The following is a 20,379-nucleotide window of genomic DNA, read 5'->3' on the forward strand; positions in this document are numbered from 1 at the left end:
TGGGAGTTTCCGGTGGCTGAAGTGCGCGCGGAGATGGTGGCGAACGTCTGGAAGGTCGTCGTCGCCGAGGGTGACACCGTCGAGGAGGGCGACACCCTGGTCATCCTGGAGTCGATGAAGATGGAGATCCCGGTCATCGCGGAGGACGACGGCGTCGTCGCCCAGCTCAAGGTGGCCGAGGGGGACGTCATCCAGGAGGGCGACGTCATCGCGGTGATCGAGTAGGGGGCCGCGGGCGGTCAGCGGGCGGCTCTGGCGAGGAAGCGCTCGCGGTCGACGATCGCCCGCTCGATCGTGCCGGTGGCGACGACGGTGTCGCGCCGGTCGCGGGCGGTGAAGGCGAAGGCCAGGCGGCGGCCGTCCACCTCGGTGAGCTCCGCGGCGATCTCGACGTGGGTGCCGACCGGGCTGGCCGCCAGGTGCTCCAGGGTGACCCTGGTGCCCACGGAGGTCTGCCCGGGGCCGAGGGCTCCGGCGACCGCCTGGACGGTGGCCTGTTCGGCGAGGGCCAGCAGCCGGGGGGTGGCCAGTACCGGGACGTCTCCGCTGCCGACCTTCGCCGCGGTGTCCGATGTTTCGACCATGATGAGAATCCGGGCGTGCAGGCCGGGAGCGAGCGTCATGCGCACCAGCATAGGGTCCGTCTCCCCGGACCATCGTGTCCGGTCGGCGCCGGCCGCGCCGGGCCTTCCCCGCGGGGCCGTCGTGTCCGGTCGCCCGGTCGCCGGGTCGCCGTGGCTTCCGGGCGAGGTCGTCGTGTCCGCTCACCGAGTCGCCGGGGCTTCCGGCGGACCGCCAGAGATTTCCCCTTATCCTCACGAGTCGGGCAAGGTGTACAAGTCTCCGCAAAAGCTGTGAGTTTTGTGCGATGCTACGGCACGCGTCTTATTTGCGAGGCATCCGGCACGCAGGGTTTCGTTACCGTGGCGTTACGGTGGCGCGACACGGATCCGCTTTCTTGGAGAATCCTGGGGTGGGAGCGGGAAGGGTTACGGGGGAGTAATGGTGGCCCAAGGCACGACGCTGGCGGGGCGGTATCGCCTGGATACCCGCATCGGCGCCGGCGGCATGGGCGAGGTCTGGCGCGGCGAGGACATGGTCCTGGCCAGGACCGTCGCCGTCAAGGTGCTGCTTCCGGGCCGTACCGACGACCCCGGTTTCCTCGTGCGTTTCCAGGGCGAGGCGCGGGCCATGGCGACGATCAACCATCCGGGTGTCGTCGACGTCTACGACTACGGTGTCCACGAGGTGCCCGGCGCGGGGGCGACGGCCTACCTCGTGATGAAGTTCGTGGACGGCGAGCCGCTGGACCGGCTGCTGAGCCGGCTGGGGAGCATCGCCCCGGGCCCGGCGATGGAGCTCATCTCCCAGGCGGCCTCGGCGTTGCAGGCCGTACACGACCAGGGGATCGTCCACCGCGACATCAAGCCCGGCAACCTGCTGGTGCGGCCCGACGGCATGCTCGTGCTCACCGACTTCGGTATCGCCAGATCCGACGCCGCCAGCAGGCTGACCGACGCCGGCATGGTGCTCGGCACCGCCGCCTACTGCGCGCCCGAGCAGGCCGAGGGCGCGCCGGTCACCCCGGCGGTGGACATCTACGCGCTGGGCGTGGTGGCCTACGAGTGCCTCGCCGGGCAGCGGCCGTTCGACGGCGACACGCCCGTCACGATCGCGCTCAAGCACATCCGGGAGGCCCCGCCGCCGCTGCCCCCGCACGTCCCGCCCGCGGTCCGCGCCCTGGTGGAGCAGGCGCTGTCGAAGGATCCGGCCCGGCGTTTCCCCAGCGCCGACGCGATGAGCGCCGCCGCGCGGCAGGCCGGGCAGCTCGGGCCGAAGACCGGTCCGATGATGCTCGGTCAGCCGGGTCCCCCGCCCGAGACGGGGTGGAACGCCGCGCAGGCGGGCTGGCAGGGCCAGAGCGGCCAGCAGGCGGGCTGGCAGGGCCAGGGTGGGCAGCAGACCGGCTGGCAGGGTTCCGCGCCGCAGACGGGCTGGCAGAGCGGGCAGCAGACGTCCCAGGGGATCGCGTCGGCCGCCGCGACGACGGCGGCGTCCGGTGCGGCCGTCGAGGCGGCCTCCGGGGGACGCGGCCGCCGCTCCGGGCGCGCGCCGCGCCGCCGGGGCGGGATGCTGGCCGCGGTCGCCGCGGCGGTCGTGCTCTGCGGCGGCCTGGGCGCGGTGGGCATCAACGCGATGGCCTCCAGCGACGACACGCCGGACAGCGACCGGATGGCGGAGGTCACGACGGCCCCCTCCGAGCCGCCCGCGAAGACCTCCAGGCCGCCCAGGCCCAGGAGGACTCCCACCCCGGCCGTCACCCACGAGCAGGCGAGGCCGACCGCGCCGACGGAGGAGACCGAGGAGCCGGAGCCGACGGAGGAGCCCACGCCGGAGGCGACGCCCAAGAAGTCGCCCAGGCCGACGCCCAAGAAGTCGCCCAAGCCCACCCCGACCGTGCAGAAGGTGCAGGTGCCTGACGTCCGGGGCCTGGAGCCGGGGGCCGCCAAGGCCAGGCTCGCGGAGGCGGGCCTGAAGGTGAAGGTGACCGCGAGCGGCGACATCGACTACGCCGGGTGCGTGCGGGTGGTCGAGCAGAACCCCGCCCCCGGAACCGAGTGGGACCCGAGCAAGCCGGTGGAGATCGTGCTGGCCAACCCCAAGTGCCCGGAGAGCTCGCCGCCGGCCTCCCCGGCCGTGACGCCCAAGCCCTGACGGGCCGCGCGTCCGCGACGCCGGCTCTTCCAAGGAGCCCCGGGGCCTGACGTTCCGGGCGCCCGTGCCGGTGGGCCCGTGACGCCCGTGACGGTGGGCCGGGCGCCTGTGGCGTCCGGCCCACCGGGTCAGATGCCCGTGGTGTTACGCGGGTAGGCGATGGACGGGTCGGTGGCGATGTTCACCATGTACGGCACGCCGGAGTCGAACGCGCGGCGCAGCGCCGGGCCGATCTCCGACGGGTCGGTGACGAGCTCGCCGCCGCCGCCGAGCGCGGTGACCACCTGGTCGTAGCGGCACTGCGGCTGAAGCTCGGCGGCCACGTCGTAGCCGTACAGCATCCGCATGGGGTGCTTCTCCAGGCCCCAGATGCCGTTGTTGCCGCAGATCATCACCACCGGCAGGCCGTGACGCACGAGCGTGTCGACGTCCATCAGCGAGAAGCCCGCCGCGCCGTCGCCGAGCAGCAGCACCACCTGTGAGGAGGGGCGGGCCAGCCGGGCGGCGATGGAGTATCCCAGGCCGGTGCCCAGGCAGCCGTACGGGCCCGGGTCGAGCCAGTTGCCCGGCCGCCTGGGCTCGACGTACTTGCCGGCGTAGGAGACGAAGTCGCCCCCGTCGCCGATGACCACGGCGTCGTCGGCGAGGACCTTGTTCAGCTCGCCGTAGATCCGCATCGGGTGGATCGGGTCGGAGGCGGACTCCAGCAGCTCGGCGTCCCCGGCGACGGCCGCGGCGGCGGCCTCGGACAGCCGGGACAGCCACGGCTGGTAGGTCTTGGGGGACACCCCGGCGTCGGCGCAGGCCGTGCCGAGGCCCCAGAAGACCAGCGACATGTCGCCCGCGGCGGTCGCGACGGGCTGCATGTGCGTCGCGAGCTGCGACGGCGCGTCGGCCAGGTGGACGACCTTGGCGAGCGGGGCGCCGTCCCTGCCGCCGAACCAGCCGTAGCCGAGGCGGAAGTCGAGCGGGGCGCCGGCCACGATCACCAGGTCGGCCTGGGAGAACGCCATGCCGCGGGCCCGGGTGACCAGCAGCTCGTGCCCGGCGGGCAGGATGCCGCGGCCCTGGCCGTTCAGGATGACCGGCAGGCGGAGCTCCTCGGCGAAGCCCAGGGCGACCTCCTCGGCGCGGTCCATCCACACGTCGGAACCCAGGACCAGCACCGGGCGCTCGGCCTCGGCGAGCAGCCTGGCGACCTCGGCGAGCCCGTCGGAGTCGGGCTCCAGCGGCGAGGGGGTCAGCGTCTCGGTGGCGTGGTCCGGCGGGGGCGCCGCGGCGAACAGGTGGTCCATGTGGAAGTCGAGGAAGACCGGGCCGCGGTGCGGGGCGAGGGCGGTGCGGAAGGCCATCTCCACGTCGTCGGCCACCGAGTCGGGGCCCGAGCCGGTGAAGGCCAGCTTGGTGATCGGCGCGAACAGCGGCGGATGGTCGATCTCCTGCAGCGCGCCGGCCCCCCAGCGCGACTGCGGCGCCCGGCCGCCCATGACGACCACGGGGGAGCCGTTGAAGTGCGCGGTGGCGACTCCGCTGACGCCGTTGGTGACACCGGGACCGGCGGTGAGCACGGCCAGGCCCGGTTTACGGGTCAGCCGGGCGGTCGCCTCGGCGGCGAAGACCGCGCTCTGCTCGTGCCGCACGTCGACGATGGGCATTCCCTCGTGGACAGCTCCGTCGTAGAGCGGAAAGACGTGTCCGCCGGAAAGGGTGAACATGGTCTCGATGCCGTACGCCTTGGAGACGGCGACGGCGATGTCACCCGCGTGCTTTGGAGACTCCATACCGCGCAACCTACCAGTCAGTCACTTAGCCGGACAGGGGATGTTCACCCTGCCCAGATTCGTCCCGCCTAACGCCGCCGGAGTCGCCTTCCCCAGGTCCGGTGGCCGTGGGACCTCCCGCGAGGGAGCGGCGTCCCCGGCGTCACCACCCCGGTGCGCCCGGCCCCGGGCCGCCACCGGGGCCACGGTCTCACCCCGCCGCGGCGTCCCGGACCCGCCAGGCGGGCATCACGTCGAACGGGGCGGCGATCTTCCCGGGGTCGCGTTCGACGAGGTCTCCGTGATCGGGGTCGAGGAAGACCGCGTCGATGCGGGCCAGCGCGTCCGCGTCGAGCGTACGGCCCGCCGCGGCGACGTTCTCGCGGATCTGCTCGGGCCGGGACGCCCCGATGACGGCGCTGGAGACCGCGCGGTCGCGCAGCACCCAGGCGACGGCGAGCTGGGCGGTGGTGAGGCCGAGCTCGTCGGCGATCGGGCGCAGGCGCTGCACGGCGGACAGCACCGGGTCGCCGAGGTAGCGGCCGACGAAGACCCCGCCGCGGGAGTCCTCGGCCCGGCTGCCGGAGGGCGGCTGCCTGCCGGGGAGATACTTGCCGGACAGCGCGCCCTGCGCCACCGGTGAGAAGACGATCTGGCCGAGGCCCAGACGCGCGCAGGTCGGCAGGACCTCCTTCTCGATCACCCGCCACAGCATCGAGTACTGCGGCTGGTTGGAGATCAGCTGCACCTTCAGCTCGGAGGCCAGGGCGGCGGCCGCCTCGATCTGTTCGGGACGCCACTCGGACACGCCGAGGTAGAGCACCTTGCCCTGCCGGACCAGGTCCGCGAACGCGGTCATGGTCTCCTCCAGCGGGGTGTTCCCGTCGTACCGGTGGGCCTGGTAGAGGTCGATGTGGTCGGTGCCGAGCCTGCGCAGGGAGGCGTTGCAGCTCTCCATGATGTGCTTGCGCGACAGCCCCCGGTCGTTGGGCCCGGGACCCGTGGGCAGGCAGACCTTCGTGAGGATCTCCACCGACTCCCGGCGGACTCCGGCCAGGGCCGCGCCGAGCGCCCGCTCCCCGGCGCCGAAGTCGGGGTTGCCGTACACGTCGGCCGTGTCGAAGGTGGTGATCCCCGCGTCCAGCGCCGCCTCCACGCACCGGCGCGTGGCCTCGACGGCCTGGGGGGAAGCGGTGAGCCAGTTGCCGTAGGTGATCGCGCTGACGGTCAGTCCGCTCGATCCGAGCGTGCGGTACTCCATGCCGGGCACGCTAGCACCAGAGTTGATCATCATGCCCGGGGCGGACGGTGCCGTTCACCCGAACACCTCCACCTGCCCGCTCTCGTCCCCGTCGCCGTTCCCGCCCCGGTCCCGGTCGCCGTCCCGCTCGCCGGTGGGCCTCCGGGGGGCGCAGCCGTCGCCGCAGCCGCCGAACCGGTCCCGGTCGATCGGGTGGAAGGACGTGGCGGGGACGCCCTTCAGCGCGGCCAGCATGGTGTCCTTCCAGATCGGGCCGGGGAGGGTGGCGCCCGCGACGGAACCGTAGGACTGGCCGCCGATGGTGACGCCGGTGAGCTTGTACTTCTGCGAGCCGCGCGGGTCGCCGATGCTCACCGCGCCCGCGAGGTCCGGGGTGAACCCGGCGAACCAGGCGGTGGCGTAGGCGTCGGTGGTGCCGGTCTTGCCCGCGGCGTCGCGGCCGATGCCGCCCACGCCGCGCATGGTGCCCCTGGTGAACACCCCGGACAGGATGTCGGCCGCGGCGTCGGCGATCTCGGGCTCCAGCGCCTGCCGGCACCGGGGCCGCCGCACGCCGTCCTTGCCGTCGCGGTCGGTGATCCGGGCGATGGACGTCGGCCGGCAGTACTTGCCGCGCGCCCCGATGGCCGCGTAGGCGCTCGCCACCGTCACCGGGTCCATCTCGTTGATCCCGAGCGTGAAGGTCTCGAACTCCTGCAGAGGCTTGCCGTCGGCGCGCTGGATGCCCAGCGACTGGGCGGTCCGCACGGTGTCGCACAGCCCCACGCGCTGCTCCAGCTCCACGAAGAAGGTGTTGACCGACGCCCAGGTGCCGGTGCGCAGCGTCTTGAAGCCCGGCGAGCCCTCGTCGTTGGTGACGGTGTGGGTCGGGTCGCCGATGCTCTGGCCCGCGCAGTTCTTGAACGCCGAGTAGCCCGGCGCGCGGTAGCCCGCACCCGCCGTGAACCCCTGGTCGGGCTTCATGCCCTTCTTCAGCGCGGTGAGGAGCGTGAAGGTCTTGAACGTCGAGCCGGCCTGGAACCCGGCCAGGCCGCCGTGCGCCCGGTCGGCGACCGCGTTGTAGGAGATCTCGTTCTTCCGCGTGGAGGAGCCGTAGCGGCGGCTGGCCGCCATCGCCTTGATCGCGCCGGTGCCGGGCTGCACCAGGGCCTCGGCGGCCATCGCGTTGTCCGAGGCGTACACCCGTCGTTTGATGGCGCGGTCGGCGGCGGCCTGCATCCTCGGGTCCAGCGTGGTGTGGATCGTCAGGCCGCCGCGGTTGAGGAACCGGCTGCGGGCCTGCGGGGTCTTGCCGAAGGCCGGGTCGGTGAGGATCTCGTTGCGCACGTAGAGGCAGAAGTAGGGGTAGGGGCTCGCCCCGCACCCGCCCGGCAGCGGGGTGCCGCGGTAGCCGAGTTTCTGCTTCTTCGCCTCCGCGGCCTCCGCCGGGGTGATCTTCCCCAGCTGCGCCATCCGGTCCAGCACCACGTCGCGCCGCTCCAGCAGCCGCTTCCGGTACGCCGCGCCCCGGCTCGGGTCGGTGTCGTTGGGCGACTGCACGGCCGCCGCCAGCGTGGCGGCCTGCCACAGGGTCAGCTTGGCCGCGGACCTGCCGAAGAAACGCTTGGCCGCGGCCTGCACGCCGTTGGCACCCGCGCCGAAGTAGGCGATGTTGAGGTACTTCTCCAGGATCTGGTCCTTGGTGTACTTCTTCTCCACCGCCATCGCGTGGCGCAGCTCGTTGAGCTTGCGCGCGTAGCTGGCCTCCAGGGCCTTGGCCTTGCCCTGCTCGGTCGTGGCGGAGTTGAGCAGCACCTGCTTGACGTACTGCTGGGTGATGCTGGAGCCGCCCTGGCTCACCCCGCCGGAGGACAGGTTCCTGGCCAGCGCCCGGGCCGTTCCTTCGAGGTCGATCGCGCCGTGCTCGTAGAAGCGGTCGTCCTCGATCGAGACGATCGCCGTCTTCATCGCGTCGGCCACCTGGTCGAGCGGGACGACCTCGCGGTACTCCTCGTAGAACTGGGCGATCACCTTGCCCCGGGCGTCCAGCACCGTCGACTTCTCCGCCAGCGGCGGCTCGACGAGGTCGGCCGGGGAGAGGTTCAGCTCGTCGGACGCCGTGATGACGGCCAGCCCCGCGCCGCCGACCGCCGGCAGCGCGATGGCCGCCACCAGCGCGCCCGCGGCGGTCGCCGCCACCAGGAGGCGCGCGGCGCGCGAGGCGCTCCCGCCGCGGGAGGCGGCGTCCGGCGCCGGTCGGAAGGGGACAAGGGGGTGCCGCACGGGAAGGCTCCTCATCTGGGTCGTCAAGGGGGTCGTTGAAAGGATGAGGACACCAGATCCGGCCGTTCGTGTCCAATATTGCGGTTGACGCCGGATCCATACCGGTACGGATATCACCGCAGGCGGACGGCTCCGATGCTACGGCAGGCGGCCCAGGGGGCCCCGGAAGGCCGCGGGATCGAACGCGCCGCCCAGCGCCGGGCTCAGGCCCGCGCGGGCCGTACGGGCGAAGGAGGCGCGGTCGAGCGCGCCGGAATCCTCCGGGAGCGCCCCCGCCAGGGGCCGGGCGGCCAGCATCTCCAGGTCGGCCACGTTGCACCGCTCGGCCAGGCCGGGCTCGGCGGGCCAGGACCCGATCACCACCCCGGCCAGGTCGAGCCCGCGGTGGGCCATCGCCTCCAGGGTCAGCGCGGTGTGGTTGAGCGTGCCCAGCGCGGCCCGGCACACCAGGAGCACCGGCGCGGACAGGGCGCGGGCCAGGTCGGCCAGAGTCGCGCCCTCCTCGTCGAAGCGGACGAGCAGCCCGCCCGCCCCCTCGACGACCACCAGCCGGTGCGACTCGGCCAGCTCCCTGACCCGCTGCGCCGCGCGGGCCAGGGAGACCTGCGGCAGGCCCGACACGCGGGCGGCCGCCGCGGGGGACAGCGGATCGGGGAACCGGGCGAACTCGAACGTGGTCGTCACCCCGGACAGCCGGATGACGTCGTCGAGGTCCCCGGGCTCGTTCTCGCCCACCCCGGTCTGCGCGGGCTTCACCACGGCGATCGAGGAGCCCCGCTCCCTGGCGAGCGCCGCCACGGCCGCGGTGACGACCGTCTTGCCCACTCCGGTGTCGGTACCGGTGACCACGAGAATGCTCACCCACCTCACCTTAGGAGGCCCCGGGCCCCCGCGCCCCGGCCACGGACCGTTTCCGGGAGTGCCAGGACGGCGGCCCCGCCGTCCCGGCCGTCCCGCCACGCCCGCCGCCCCGCCGTACGGTGTGACCGTGCGGGGCGGGCGGTCAGGGGCGGCGCAGCCGGGTGACGAACTTGTAGCGGTCTCCCCGGTAGAGGGACTGCGCCCACTCCACCGGGTTGCCCTCGGCGTCGAAGGCGTGCCGGGTGAGCAGGAGCATCGGCAGGCCGACGTCCACCCCCAGCACCTGCGCGTCGTACGGCGTGGCCAGCACGGTCTCGATGATCTCCTCGGCGTCGGTCAGCCGCACGTTGTAGGCGTTGTGCAGCGTCTCGTACAGCGAGGAGTGCACCTCCATCTCGCGCCGGAGCCGGGGGAAGCGCTTGGCCGACAGGTGGGTGGTGTCGATCGACATCGGCTCGCCGTTGGCCAGGCGTAGCCGGTGGATGCGCAGCACCCGCCCGCCGGGGTTGATCGCCAGGCGGCGGGCCAGCGGCTCGTCGGCGGTCACGTAGCTGATGTCGAGGATCTTGGTGTCCGGCTCCAGGCCGACGGTCCGCAGGTCACCGGTGTAGGAGGTGAGCTGGAGGACCTGGGCGACCTTGGGGTGCGCGACGAACGTCCCCTTGCCCTGGATGCGCACCAGGCGGCCTTCGACCACCAGCTCCGACAGGGCCTGGCGCACGGTGGTACGGGAGGTCTCGAAGCGTACGGCGAGCGTCCGCTCCGGGGGCAGCGCGCTGCCCGCGGGCAGGGTCTTGGTGAGCGTGAGCAGGTTGCGCTTGACGTCGTAGTATTTCGGGATCCGGGGAGAGTCGTCCGTCACGGCAGCACCTCGCCGGACGGCGTGGAACGGGCGTGCCCGAGACACCGGGCCCGCCGGACCCGTCCGCTTCGCTCACTCACATGGTCACCTTCGTCTCGGCCACGGCGGTGAGTGCGTCCCCGGTCACCGCAAGTTCATCGGAAGTCAGATTGGCCCGCGCGGTAAGCCGCAGGCAAGAGCGGCCGACCGGCACCGAGGGCGGCCGGAAGCATCCGGCGCGCACTCCGTGGTCCGCGAAGATGAGGGCGGCCCGAAGCGCCGTCTCGGGATGGCCGAGCACGATCGGGACGACCGCACCCGCCGGGTCGTTCGTCTCCAGGCCGAGTTCGCGGGCCGCAGAGGCCAGCTCCCTCGCCCTGGCTCGCACGCGTCCGGGCAGTTCGGGCTGGTTCCGAAGGATATCCAGAGCGGCGAGTGCCGCCGCAACGCAGGCGGGCGCCAGACCGGTGTCGAAGATGAACGGGCGACCCGTGTCCAGCAGGGTCTGGATCACCTCGGGGGCGCCGAGCACGGCCCCTCCCTGGGATCCCAGGGACTTGGAGAGTGTGATCGTTTTCACAACGTTACGTTCACCGGCCAGACCCGCCTCGTACACCGCGCCCCGGCCGCCGGGGCCGAGCACGCCGAGCGAGTGGGCCTCGTCGACGACGAGCAGCGCGCCGTGCCGTACGGTGGCCTCGTGGAGTGCCGTGAGCGGGGCGAGGTCGCCGTCGACGGAGAAGAGCGCGTCGGTGACCACGACCGCGTGCTCCTCCGTCCGGCCGGCGAGGACCTTGTCCACCGCCTCGGCGTCGCCGTGCGGGGTGACGGCCACCCGCGAGCGCGACAGACGGCAGGCGTCGATGATGGAGGCGTGGTTCCCGGCGTCGGAGACCACCAGCGCGTCCCGGCCCAGGGCCGCGACCGCGGCGAGGTTGGCGAGATAGCCGGAGGAGAACACCAGCGCGGCCGGGGAGCCGGTGAAGTCGCACAGGGCGGCCTCCAGCTCGGCGTGCAGCGCGGTGGAGCCGGTGACCAGGCGGGAGCCGGTGGACCCGGTGCCCCAGGCGCGGACGGCCTCCGCGGCGGCCTCGGCCAGCCGGGCGTCCCTGGCCAGGCCGAGATAGTCGTTGGAGGCCAGGTCGATCATGCCGTCGTCGTCCGGGGTGCGGGGGCGCAGGGCCCTCCTCAGCCCGGCCGCCTCGCGGTCCTCAGCCGCCGAGCGCAGCCGCGCGAGCGGGTCCGGGACGTGCCGGGGGCTCTGCTCCATGGAGGAATCCTTCCAGCCGGACCCGCCCGATTCGCGTTCGGACCGGCAAAGAACGCATGATGCACGAGTGCCGACTCTAAGCGACCTGGCGGTTCGCCACACCGCGCTCGACGAAGCGGACATCGAGTGGATGCACTCGCTGGTCTCCGACTGGCAGCTCCTGGCCGACCTGTCGTTCGCGGACCTCATCCTGTGGATCCCGCTGCGGGACGCCTCCGGGTGGATCGCGATCGCCCAGATGCGCCCCACCACGGGCCCCACCGTCTACCACGACGACATCGTCGGGGTGACGGTGGGCAAGGGCGAGCGCCCGCTCATCGACACGGCGTGGAACGAGCGCCGGATCTGCCGGGAGGGCGACCCCGACTGGTCGAGCGGCGTCCCGGTCCGTGAGGAGACCATCCCGGTACGGCGGTCCGACCACTTCCTGGGCGTGATCCAGCGTTCGACGAACCTGTCGTCGGCGCGCACCCCGTCCCGGCTGGAGCTGACCTACCTGCAGAGCGCCTCCGACCTGGCCCAGATGGTGGCCGAGGGGCGGTTCCCGTTCTCCGGGGCCGAGCCCATCCTGGTGCGCTCGCCCCGGGTGGGCGACGGGCTGCTCCGCCTCGACCGCGCCGGCCGGGTCACCTACGCCTCGCCCAATGCGCTGTCGGCCTACCGGCGGCTCGGCCTCAACGCCGATCTGGTCGGGGCGGAGCTGGGCCGGACGACCGCCGCGCTGTGCTACTCGGACGAGCCGATCAACGAGAACCTGATGATCGTGGCAAGCGGTCGCGAGCCCCGGGAGACCGAGGTCGAGTCGGGCGGCACGGTCGTGCAGCTCCGGGCGATCCCGCTGGTCGTCGGCGGCGGCAGGATCGGCGCGCTGGTGCTCATCCGCGACGTCACCGAGCTGCGGCGGCGCGAGCGGGAGCTGATGACCAAGGACGCCACGATCCGGGAGATCCACCACCGGGTGAAGAACAACCTGCAGACGGTCGCCGCGCTGCTGCGGCTCCAGGCCAGGCGGCTGCGGGTGCCGGAGGGCCGGGAGGCGCTGGAGGAGGCGGTGCGCCGGGTCGGGTCGATCGCGATCGTGCACGAGACGCTGTCCCACACGCCCGAGGAGCAGGTCGACTTCGACGACATCGCCGACCGTGTGATCGCGATGACGGGGGAGGTGGCGGCCACGGAGGCGAAGGTGACGCCGCGCCGGGTCGGGGCGTTCGGGGTGCTGCCCTCGGAGGTGGCCACGCCGCTGGCGATGGTCCTCACCGAGCTGCTGCAGAACGCCGTCCAGCACGGGTTCGCCAACCGGCCGGGCCTGCTCCAGGTGATCGTGTCACGGGGTGACGAGCGGCTGCGGGTGGTCGTCTCGGACGACGGACGCGGCCTGCCGGAGGGGTTCGACCCGGAGTCGACCACCAGCCTGGGCCTGCAGATCGTCCGGACGCTGGTGGTCGGGGAGCTGGCCGGGCGGCTGGCCATCGATCCCAGGCCGGGCGGGGGGACGGAGGTGACCCTCGACATCCCCCTGCCCGCGGCCTGAGAAGGATCGGTCAGGCGCCCTGGGAAGGGTCGGTCAGGCGCCGCTGCGGACGCGGGCGCGGGCGGTGCGGCGCTTGAGGGCGCGGCGCTCGTCCTCGCTCAGGCCGCCCCAGACGCCGGCGTCCTGGCCGGACTCCAGGGCCCACTTCAGGCAGGCATCGATGATCGGGCAGGTGTTGCACACCTGCTTGGCCTCTTCGATCTGCATGAGAGCGGGGCCCGTGTTGCCGATGGGGAAGAACAGCTCGGGGTCCACGTCACGGCAGGCAGCGCGGTGGCGCCAGTCCATGCGTCCACTCCTTCGTAAGAGGAGCCCCTTGCCGCAGGCTCCGTCGGCTCACTTTGTGAAGAGTTTCACTAACCATGGCGAACAGTGACCCGGACCCTGTTCGGTTCGGGGCGTGTCCGTTCGATCGCCGGTGGCCTGGGAGCGAGGTGTCCGCTCAAAGGTCCTACGTTCCGACGTCACTGTTGAGATTGTCAGCCACGCTCAGTACACGCAAGAGGTTTGCCCGAATGTTTTGCCGCCCGTGCATGTCGGATGCGTCACACAATTACACTATGTAACTATCTAGACCAGGACTTGTAACGCGTCCGGGATGGAACGGAAGGTCACCCGCTCCGTCTCCCCCAGGTAGTCGCCGTCGAGCTGGAAGGCCACCGGCCGCTCCGCAGTGAGCGTGAACTCGCTCTCGTCATGCAGCTGCACCAGGTGGCGGCCGACGGGCAGGTTCTCGCGGTGGCCGAGGATCTGCGGCACCAGGTCGAGCATCGTCGGCAGGCCCAGCCGGCGCAGCCCCAGCATGTCGAGGCCGGTCTCGAAGCTCGCCCACGGGGTCGGGCAGACCGGCCGGGACCCCACGTAGCTCCAGGGCGAGGTGTTGGAGACGATCGCCAGGAAGACGCCCTCGGCGGGCGGCACCCCGGGACCCTCCAGTGACATGGCGGGCCGCCGCCGGTCGGTCGACAGGTAGTGCCGCAGCGCGGTGTTCACGTAGCGGGCCGGGGTGGCCCGGTATCCCGTGCCGCGCAGCCCCTCGACCGCCCGGATCACCTCGGCGTCGTACCCCATGCCGCCGCAGAAGGTGAAGTGGCGGCTTTCGCCGTTCCAGGACGCGTGCCCGAGGCCGACGGTCCGCCGCCGCCCCTCGCGCAGCGCCTCCAGCACCGCGCCGGCCGCCTCGACCGGGCTGTTGGGCAGGCCGAGCGCCCGCGCGAAGACGTTGGCGCTCCCCCCGGGGATCACCAGCAGCGCCGGCCGGTCGGCGGAGGTGCGCGGCCCCCGCCGCGGCTCCAAGGGATCACCGGGATCGTCCAGCAGGCCGTTCACCGTCTCGTTGATCGTGCCGTCGCCACCCAGGACGGCCACCGCGTCGTACCCCGACTCGCGGGCCTTGCGGGAGAGCAGGGCGGCGTGGCCGCGGTAGCCGGTCTCCTCGACGGTCAGGTCCACGCTCGCACCGAGCGCCCTGATGATCACATCGCGCGTCCGCCGGTTGGTCGTCGTCGCTTTGGGATTCACCAGGAGGAGGGCGCGCATAACGCCAGCGTATCCGCCGATACGAGAGTTATGACGGGGAAAGGGGGACCGGGACGGCCCGGCGATAGGGTTGGGGCGTGCCCAACCGCCCCGTCACCCTCGCCGTCGCCGCCGCCGTCGTGGCGCTCGAAGGAACCCTCGCACTTATCCTCGGCGGCTACGTCGGCGTCGAGACGGTGATCGGCAAGCCGTCCGACACCGTCAGCTCCCTCTTCGTCGCCGGGTTCGGGATCGCCGTCGGCGCGGCCCTGCTGTGGGTGGCGTGGGGCCTGCTGGGAAGCCAGAGGTGGGCGCGCGGCCCCGGAGTGGTGGCGCAGATCTTCACCGCGATCGTCGCGATCACGCTGATCCAGTCCGGCCAGGGCGCCATGGGCGTCCCGCTCGTCGCCGCGGCGCTGGCCGGACTGGTCACGCTGCTGTCCCCGCCGACGACCCACGCCCTCTACGGGGACGACCGGCCGGACTGACCCCCCTGCCGGCCGGTCTCGCGCTCCTAGTCCTCGGCGGTCAGGCCCTCGCGGAGCTGCGCCAGGGTCCTGGCCAGCAGCCGCGAGACGTGCATCTGGGAGATGCCGAGCTCGGTGGCGATCTGCGACTGCGTCATGTTGCCGAAGAACCGCAGCAGCAGGATCCGCTTCTCGCGCGGCGGCAGCCGTTCGAGCAGCGGCTTCAGCGACTCGCGGTACTCGACGCCCTCCAGGGAGTCGTCGACGATGCCGAGCGAGTCGGCCACCGCGGGCGCGTCGTCGTCACCGGAGTCCGGGGCGTCGAGCGAGACCGTGGAGTAGGCGTTGGCCGACTCCAGCCCTTCGAGCACCTCCTCCTCGGACATCTTCAGGAAGGCCGCGAGCTCGCTCACCGTGGGCGCGCGGCCCTCCCGTTGCGACAGCTCGCTGATCGCCTTGGTCAGCGACAGCTTCAGCTCCTGGAGCCGGCGCGGCACGCGCACCGCCCAGCCCTTGTCGCGGAAGTGCCGCTTGATCTCGCCCACGATCGTCGGGGTGGCGTAGGTGGAGAACTCCACCCCGCGGTCGAGGTCGAAACGGTCGATCGACTTGATCAGGCCGATTGTGGCGACCTGGGTCAGGTCGTCGAGCCATTCGCCCCGGTTGCGGAACCGGCGGGCGAGGTACTCCACCAGGGGCAGGTGAAGCTCCACGAGCTCGTCGCGGATACGCTGGCGCCGCGAGTCGTCGGGGGTCAACTCCGCCAGTTCCGCGAAGAGCAGGCGCGCGCGCACCCGGTCGGGTACCGCGTGATCGCTGGCGGCCATGGCACGAGTCCTTTCCGTCACGCCGGCCTCGCCGCGCCTCGGCGCTTGCGTAGCACGATCGCCATGCGGTCGGGGGAGTCGGTTACGGCGTCGACGTCGTCGGTCAGGGCGGTGAGCACCATCCAGGCGAAGTCATCGCGTTTCGGCGCGGACCCGCCGACCGTGCTGACCTCGACCCGGACCTGCATCACCTGACCGGTGAGCTCGAACTCGGCGGTCAGGTCCGTGCCCGGCACCGCCTCGCCCAGCAGCATCGCGCACGCCTCGTCGACCGCGATCCGGAGATCCTCGATCTCGTCCAGCGTGAAGTCCAGCCGTGCGGCCAGCCCGGCGGTGGCCGTACGCAGCACGGACAGATAGGCACTCGCCGCCGGCAACCGGACGCTCACCACGTCACGGATCCCGCCCATGCCGACAGCGGGTGTCTCGGTGTGTTCGGTCACGTTCCTCCTCGCAGAGTCGCTGACTGCAACCTACAGCCCCTCCGGGGTGAGCGGTCCGTTTGGACTCGCGATCGGGGCGAATTAGCACCTCAAGAACACCCTAAGACACCTGAATGGGACATCCCAACAGGTCAGGCCCCGTGCGAACACGCGTCGCACGGGGCCTGAGGTGGTCCGACCAGCGGTGATCCGCTCAGGCGGCCTTGGTCGCCCAGAAGATCTTGGAGATCTCGTCGATCTTGCCGAGCAGCTCGTCGGCCTGCGCCGGGTCGACCGTGCCCTTGCCGCCGGCCGCGCCCGCCAGCTTGGTGGCCTCCCAGAACAGCTGGTGGAGCTGGGGGTAGGTCTCCAGGTGCGGCGGCTTGAAGTAGTCGGTCCACAGGACCCACAGGTGGTGCTTGACGAGCTCGGCCCGCTGCTCCTTGATGATGAGCGCGCGGGTACGGAAGACCGGGTCGTCGTTCGCGGCGTACTTCTCCATGATCGCCTTGACCGACTCGGCCTCGATGCGAGCCTGGGCCGGGTCGTAGACGCCGCACGGCAGGTCGCAGTGCGCCGACGCCACGTGCTTGGGTCGCAGAAGTCGTGCAAGCATCGGAAAATCCTTCCTTGATGCTGGATTAGGCATGGTCCACAACAGACCTTACTCGCCTCGGAATTCCCGGCGCGGCAGGGGGAGGAGACCGATGAGAGTGCGTGTCGAGGGAGACTCGATGCTGCCCGCCCTGCGCCCCGGGGACTGGCTCTGGGTACGGCGGGGCGCCGCCGTACGGCAGGGCGGCCTCGTCGTCGCCCGGCTGCCGGACGACCCGGAGCGGCTGATCGTCAAGCGCGCCGCCTGGCGCCAGGACGACGGGCGGTGGTGGCTGGAGAGCGACAACCAGCGCGCCCCGGGACGGCGCGACAGCTGGGACTTCGGCGCCCTGCCGCCCGAGCTGCTGGTCGGCGGGGTGGTGCTGCGCTACTGGCCGCTGACCTTCTTGCGCGCCCGGTAGGCCGCCACGTTGGCCCGGCTGGCGCACCGCTCGGAGCAGTAGCGGCGCGAGCGGTTGGAGGAGGTGTCGAGGTAGGCACGGCGGCACGGCGCGGCCTGGCACAGGCCCAGCCGGTCCACCCCGAGGTCGGTGACGATGGTGGCCAGGCCCATCACCGCGCCCACGGCGTACTGGTCGGCCATCCGCCCGCCCTCGGTGAGGTGCAGGTGCCAGCGCTCGCCGTCGTGGCCCGAGATCTGCGGCTGGACGGGGTGCTGGATGAGCAGCGAGTTGAGCCGGTCGACGACCGCCTGCTCGTCGCCGAGCGCGGCGGTCTCGAACACGGCCACGAGCTCCTCGCGCAGGTCGCGCAGGGCGTCGAGGTCGCTTCGCATGATGCGGCAACCGGGGCGGTAGCGGTTGCCCTCTTCGAGGACGGACCGGAGCCCGTCCATTCCGGTCAGTCGGTCGGGGCTGTTGATGAGCAGCACAGCCAGCTCGGCGTAGGAGGTCAGATCCACCGGTGGTCCGTCTTTGCTGTAAGCGATGTGCAGGGGTTCGAGTATTACACGCTGTCACGGCCGCCACCATGCGAAACAAACTAAGCGCTATCTGTCACCATTCGCGGCCCGGCGATGTGGCAGAATCGAGCGACGGGTGACCCCCGAACCCTCCGGACGAGTGTTTCCGGCAAGCAGGCCCCGGGCTGCCACCGAAGCCGGGCCGGGCTGCTTCCGCACCGTCCACGTAGGAACAAGTCCTTCCGTCCGACTGAACCACAGGGGTCGCTTTGGCCGTCACGCCATCCTCGCTTTCCGTCGAATCTCCCGACCGCCTCGATCTCGACCCGGCGTTCGCCCTGCACCGCGGCGGGAAGATGGAGGTCCGCTCCACCGTCCCGGTCCGCGACGCCGCCGACCTGGCGCTCGCCTACACCCCCGGCGTGGCCCGGGTCTGCAGCGCCATCGCCGAACGCCCCGAGCTCGCCGACGACTACACCTGGGTGCCCAACGTCGTCGCCGTCGTCTCGGACGGCACCGCCGTCCTCGGCCTCGGCGACATCGGCCCGGCCGCCGCGATGCCGGTCATGGAGGGCAAGGCCCTGCTGTTCAAGCAGTTCGCCGGGGTCGACGCGGTGCCGATCTGCCTCGACTGCACCGACGTCGACGCGCTCGTCCAGACCGTCGCCCGCCTGGCGCCCTCCTTCGGCGGCGTCAACCTGGAGGACATCAGCGCACCCCGCTGCTTCGAGGTCGAGGCCCGGCTGCGCGAGCTGCTCGACATCCCCGTCTTCCACGACGACCAGCACGGCACCGCCATCGTCGTGCTCGCCGCGCTGCGCAACGCCGCCCGGCTCACCGGCCGCTCCCTGGGCGAGCTGCGGGCCGTCGTCGCCGGGGCCGGCGCCTCCGGCGTCGCGGTCAGCCGCATGCTGCTCGACGCCGGGATCGGCGACCTCGCGGTCGCCGACTCCGGCGGCCTGATCCACGACGGCCGCGACCGGCTGAACCCGGTCAAGGAGGCCCTGGCCCGCGACACCAACCGCGCCGGCCTGCGCGGCTCCACCGAGGACGCCCTGGCGGGCGCCGACGTGTTCGTGGGCCTGTCAGGATCGACCGTCTCCGAGGAGGCCGTCGCCTCCATGGCGCCCGGCTCGATCGTCTTCGCGCTGTCCAACCCGACGCCCGAGATCTACCCGGAGATCGCCGCGAAGTACGCCCGGGTGGTGGCGACCGGCCGCTCCGACTTCCCCAACCAGATCAACAACGTGCTGGCCTTCCCTGGCGTCTTCCGCGGGGCGATCGACGTCCGCGCCACCGCGATCACCGAGAACATGAAGGTCGCCGCGGCCGAGGCGCTGGCGGCGGTGGTCGGCGACGACCTCGCGGCCGACTACGTCATCCCCAGCCCGTTCGACGAGCGGGTCGCCCCGGCGGTCACCGCCGCGGTCGCCGCGCAGGCCCGGCTCGACGGGGTCGCCCGCCGGTAGACCCCCGGCGGTTCCCTCGACCCGACGCCCTCCGCCCGACCGGCGGGGGGCGTCGCGCGTTGTACGCGTTGCACGCGTCGTGCTCGCTGTACGGCTTCGGCCGACGTTTCCCCTTCGGTCGTGTCCCCCTCAGCGGAGATTCCCCATCGGCCGGTGTCCCCTTCAGCCGACGCTCTTCTTCGGCGGATGTTCCCCGGAATCCCTAAAAGTCGGTAACGGAACGTGCTATAAACAGAGCGCTCCGTCACTATCCCGGCAAGACGTGCGGGAGGGGCGGACACCGGCACGGGGTGCGAACCCTCCCGGCGCCCCCGCGGTGCCCACGCCGTGCCCGTCCGGCACCCGCGCCGTGCCCCCGCGACCGTCTCCGCGGCGCGTGGAGCGCACGGCGCGCACGGGTGCTCAGCGGTGCTCACGGTAGGAGAGCGATGACACACCGGCCCGACCACTCACTTCGGCGGCTCATGGCCGAGGCGGGGTTCATCCGCCCGAGGCCGTCCCGCGGGGCCGACGCCCCCGGGCAGGAGTTCCCCCATACCTGGCAGGAGGCGATCACGACCGTGACGGCACTGTGGCACGGAGACGTGGAGAGACGCAGGTTCCTGATCGACTCGGCCTTCGCGGTCGGGGCGGGCTCGACCGGCGCGCTGCGCTGGCTGACCCTCCCGCTGGAGTCCGCCCCCGCCGCGGGCGGCCACCGGCGGGTGGGCACGGCCGACATCGCGGCCATCCGGGAGGTGACCCGCTCCTTCGGCGAGCTGGACAACAGGTTCGGCGGCGGCCGGATCCGCCCCGCCGTCGTCAAGTACCTCGACACCGCGGTCGCCCCGCTGCTGTCGGACGGCTCCTACGGCGAGACCACCGGCCGGGCCCTGGCGTCCGCCGCGGCCGAGCTGACCCGGCTGGCCGGGTGGATGGCCTACGACCTGGAACGGCACGGCCTGGCCCAGCGCTACCTCATCCAGGCGCTCAGGCTGGCCAGGGAGGCCGGCGACCACGGCCTCGGCGGGGAGATCCTCGCCGGGATGAGCCACCAGGCGGTGTACGTCGGGCAGCCGGCGCACGCCCTCGACCTCGCGCGGGCCGCCCAGCTCTCGGCCCGCCGCGCCGGGATCTTCACCCTGCTCGCCGAGGCGCACGTGATGGAGGCGCACGCCCACGCGGTCAAGGGCGACCGTACGGCGTGCGCCGCGTCGCTGCACGAGGCCGAGCTGGCCTTCGACCGCCGCCGGGGCGGCGATGAACCCGGCTGGATCTCCTACTTCGACGAGGCGTACCTCGCGGCGAAGTTCGCCCACTGCTTCCGCGACCTGGGCGACGGCCCGGCCACCGTACGGCACGCCACCCGGTCGCTCGACATGGACGGGCGGTACGTGCGGGGGCGGATGTTCAACCTGTCCCTGCTCGCGGCGGGATGGCTGCGCAGCGGCGACCTGGAGCAGGCGTGCTCGGCGGCGGGGGAGGCGCTGGAGCTGTCACGCGACCTCCAGTCGGCGCGCAGCCGGTCGTACGCGGACGACCTGCGGCGGAGGTTCGCGCCGTTCGCGGGGGAGAGCGTGGTGAGGGAACTGGGGGAGCGGACCGGGAGCACGGCGGCGGTCTGACGGGCGCGCCGGGGGCGGGTCTTCGGGCGGCTCGGGGGCTGGAGAAGCCGAGGAC

The 20,379-nt window shown here is 72.4% G+C and carries 20 protein-coding genes; 7 read left to right on the plus strand and 13 right to left on the minus strand.

Features of this window, described 5'->3' with window-relative positions:
* The first annotated feature begins 12 nt into the window (after positions 1-12).
* Positions 13-225, plus strand: coding sequence for a biotin/lipoyl-binding carrier protein (locus tag ACFYSC_RS10120; RefSeq protein ID WP_389959334.1), 213 nt, complete (start codon positions 13-15; stop codon positions 223-225).
* 14 nt (positions 226-239) lie between these two features.
* Here ACFYSC_RS10120 and ACFYSC_RS10125 read toward each other — a convergent pair whose 3' ends face one another.
* Positions 240-623 carry a thioesterase family protein gene (locus ACFYSC_RS10125; RefSeq protein WP_389959337.1) on the minus strand — a complete coding sequence of 128 codons (384 nt, stop codon included), beginning with the start codon at positions 621-623 and terminating at the stop codon, positions 240-242.
* 379 nt (positions 624-1,002) lie between these two features.
* Between ACFYSC_RS10125 and ACFYSC_RS10130 the strand changes: the two genes are divergently transcribed.
* Positions 1,003-2,715 (plus strand): serine/threonine protein kinase, encoded by a 1,713-nt coding sequence (locus ACFYSC_RS10130; RefSeq protein ID WP_389959339.1) that lies wholly within the window; start codon positions 1,003-1,005, stop codon positions 2,713-2,715.
* A 128-nt stretch (positions 2,716-2,843) separates the two neighbouring features.
* Here ACFYSC_RS10130 and ACFYSC_RS10135 read toward each other — a convergent pair whose 3' ends face one another.
* The 6 genes from ACFYSC_RS10135 to ACFYSC_RS10160 form a co-directional block, all read right to left on the minus strand.
* A complete protein-coding gene (locus tag ACFYSC_RS10135) occupies positions 2,844-4,496 on the minus strand; it encodes an acetolactate synthase (protein ID WP_389959342.1) in 1,653 nt (550 codons plus the stop codon).
* A 190-nt stretch (positions 4,497-4,686) separates the two neighbouring features.
* Positions 4,687-5,736 (minus strand): aldo/keto reductase family protein, encoded by a 1,050-nt coding sequence (locus ACFYSC_RS10140; protein WP_389959345.1) that lies wholly within the window; start codon positions 5,734-5,736, stop codon positions 4,687-4,689.
* 54 nt (positions 5,737-5,790) lie between these two features.
* A complete protein-coding gene (locus tag ACFYSC_RS10145) occupies positions 5,791-7,998 on the minus strand; it encodes a transglycosylase domain-containing protein (RefSeq protein WP_389959348.1) in 2,208 nt (735 codons plus the stop codon).
* A gap of 138 nt (positions 7,999-8,136) precedes the next feature.
* Positions 8,137-8,859 (minus strand): dethiobiotin synthase, encoded by a 723-nt coding sequence (bioD, locus tag ACFYSC_RS10150; RefSeq protein ID WP_389959351.1) that lies wholly within the window; start codon positions 8,857-8,859, stop codon positions 8,137-8,139.
* Between the two features lie 142 nt (positions 8,860-9,001).
* Entirely contained in the window at positions 9,002-9,721 is a 720-nt protein-coding gene (locus ACFYSC_RS10155) for a GntR family transcriptional regulator (RefSeq protein WP_362934922.1), read from the minus strand.
* Between the two features lie 76 nt (positions 9,722-9,797).
* Positions 9,798-10,970: an 8-amino-7-oxononanoate synthase gene (locus tag ACFYSC_RS10160; protein WP_389959355.1), complete on the minus strand. Its 1,173-nt coding sequence runs from the start codon at positions 10,968-10,970 to the stop codon at positions 9,798-9,800.
* A 67-nt stretch (positions 10,971-11,037) separates the two neighbouring features.
* Between ACFYSC_RS10160 and ACFYSC_RS10165 the strand changes: the two genes are divergently transcribed.
* Positions 11,038-12,501: a histidine kinase N-terminal domain-containing protein gene (locus tag ACFYSC_RS10165; protein ID WP_362934928.1), complete on the plus strand. Its 1,464-nt coding sequence runs from the start codon at positions 11,038-11,040 to the stop codon at positions 12,499-12,501.
* A gap of 33 nt (positions 12,502-12,534) precedes the next feature.
* Here the strand turns inward: ACFYSC_RS10165 and ACFYSC_RS10170 are convergent, their stop codons facing one another.
* Both ACFYSC_RS10170 and ACFYSC_RS10175 read right to left on the minus strand, forming a co-directional pair.
* Positions 12,535-12,789 (minus strand): WhiB family transcriptional regulator, encoded by a 255-nt coding sequence (locus tag ACFYSC_RS10170; protein WP_362934931.1) that lies wholly within the window; start codon positions 12,787-12,789, stop codon positions 12,535-12,537.
* A gap of 282 nt (positions 12,790-13,071) precedes the next feature.
* A complete protein-coding gene (locus ACFYSC_RS10175) occupies positions 13,072-14,040 on the minus strand; it encodes a diacylglycerol kinase family protein (RefSeq protein ID WP_362934934.1) in 969 nt (322 codons plus the stop codon).
* Positions 14,041-14,117: 77 nt separating this feature from the next.
* On the opposite strand from ACFYSC_RS10175, the gene ACFYSC_RS10180 reads away from it, so the two are divergent.
* Positions 14,118-14,507, plus strand: a complete 390-nt coding sequence (locus tag ACFYSC_RS10180; protein WP_362934937.1) for a hypothetical protein — start codon at positions 14,118-14,120, stop codon at positions 14,505-14,507.
* A gap of 26 nt (positions 14,508-14,533) precedes the next feature.
* Here the strand turns inward: ACFYSC_RS10180 and ACFYSC_RS10185 are convergent, their stop codons facing one another.
* The 3 genes from ACFYSC_RS10185 to sodN form a co-directional block, all read right to left on the minus strand.
* Complete coding sequence (locus ACFYSC_RS10185) at positions 14,534-15,313, minus strand: RNA polymerase sigma factor SigF (RefSeq protein WP_389959361.1); 780 nt, start codon at positions 15,311-15,313, stop codon at positions 14,534-14,536.
* Between the two features lie 17 nt (positions 15,314-15,330).
* Positions 15,331-15,756 carry an anti-sigma factor gene (locus ACFYSC_RS10190; RefSeq protein WP_373287403.1) on the minus strand — a complete coding sequence of 142 codons (426 nt, stop codon included), beginning with the start codon at positions 15,754-15,756 and terminating at the stop codon, positions 15,331-15,333.
* Between the two features lie 193 nt (positions 15,757-15,949).
* The gene (gene sodN / locus ACFYSC_RS10195; RefSeq protein ID WP_179825179.1) at positions 15,950-16,351 is read right to left on the minus strand and encodes a superoxide dismutase, Ni; all 402 of its coding nucleotides are present in this window, start codon (positions 16,349-16,351) and stop codon (positions 15,950-15,952) included.
* A gap of 91 nt (positions 16,352-16,442) precedes the next feature.
* On the opposite strand from sodN, the gene ACFYSC_RS10200 reads away from it, so the two are divergent.
* The gene (locus ACFYSC_RS10200; protein WP_362934943.1) at positions 16,443-16,751 is read left to right on the plus strand and encodes a S24/S26 family peptidase; all 309 of its coding nucleotides are present in this window, start codon (positions 16,443-16,445) and stop codon (positions 16,749-16,751) included.
* On the opposite strand, the gene ACFYSC_RS10205 is transcribed toward ACFYSC_RS10200, so the two are convergent.
* Positions 16,718-17,251, minus strand: coding sequence for a CGNR zinc finger domain-containing protein (locus tag ACFYSC_RS10205; protein ID WP_362934946.1), 534 nt, complete (start codon positions 17,249-17,251; stop codon positions 16,718-16,720). The two genes, ACFYSC_RS10200 and ACFYSC_RS10205, sit on opposite strands and share 34 nt — an antisense overlap.
* Positions 17,252-17,520: 269 nt before the next feature.
* On the opposite strand from ACFYSC_RS10205, the gene ACFYSC_RS10210 reads away from it, so the two are divergent.
* Both ACFYSC_RS10210 and ACFYSC_RS10215 read left to right on the plus strand, forming a co-directional pair.
* Entirely contained in the window at positions 17,521-18,720 is a 1,200-nt protein-coding gene (locus ACFYSC_RS10210) for an NADP-dependent malic enzyme (RefSeq protein WP_389959366.1), read from the plus strand.
* A 428-nt stretch (positions 18,721-19,148) separates the two neighbouring features.
* On the plus strand, positions 19,149-20,324 hold the full coding sequence (locus ACFYSC_RS10215) for a hypothetical protein (protein ID WP_389959369.1): 1,176 nt from the start codon (positions 19,149-19,151) through the stop codon (positions 20,322-20,324).
* Positions 20,325-20,379: the final 55 nt, after the last annotated feature.

This window comes from Streptosporangium sp. NPDC004379 (assembly GCF_042873875.1).
In the GTDB taxonomy this organism is placed as follows: Bacteria; Actinomycetota; Actinomycetes; order Streptosporangiales; family Streptosporangiaceae; genus Streptosporangium.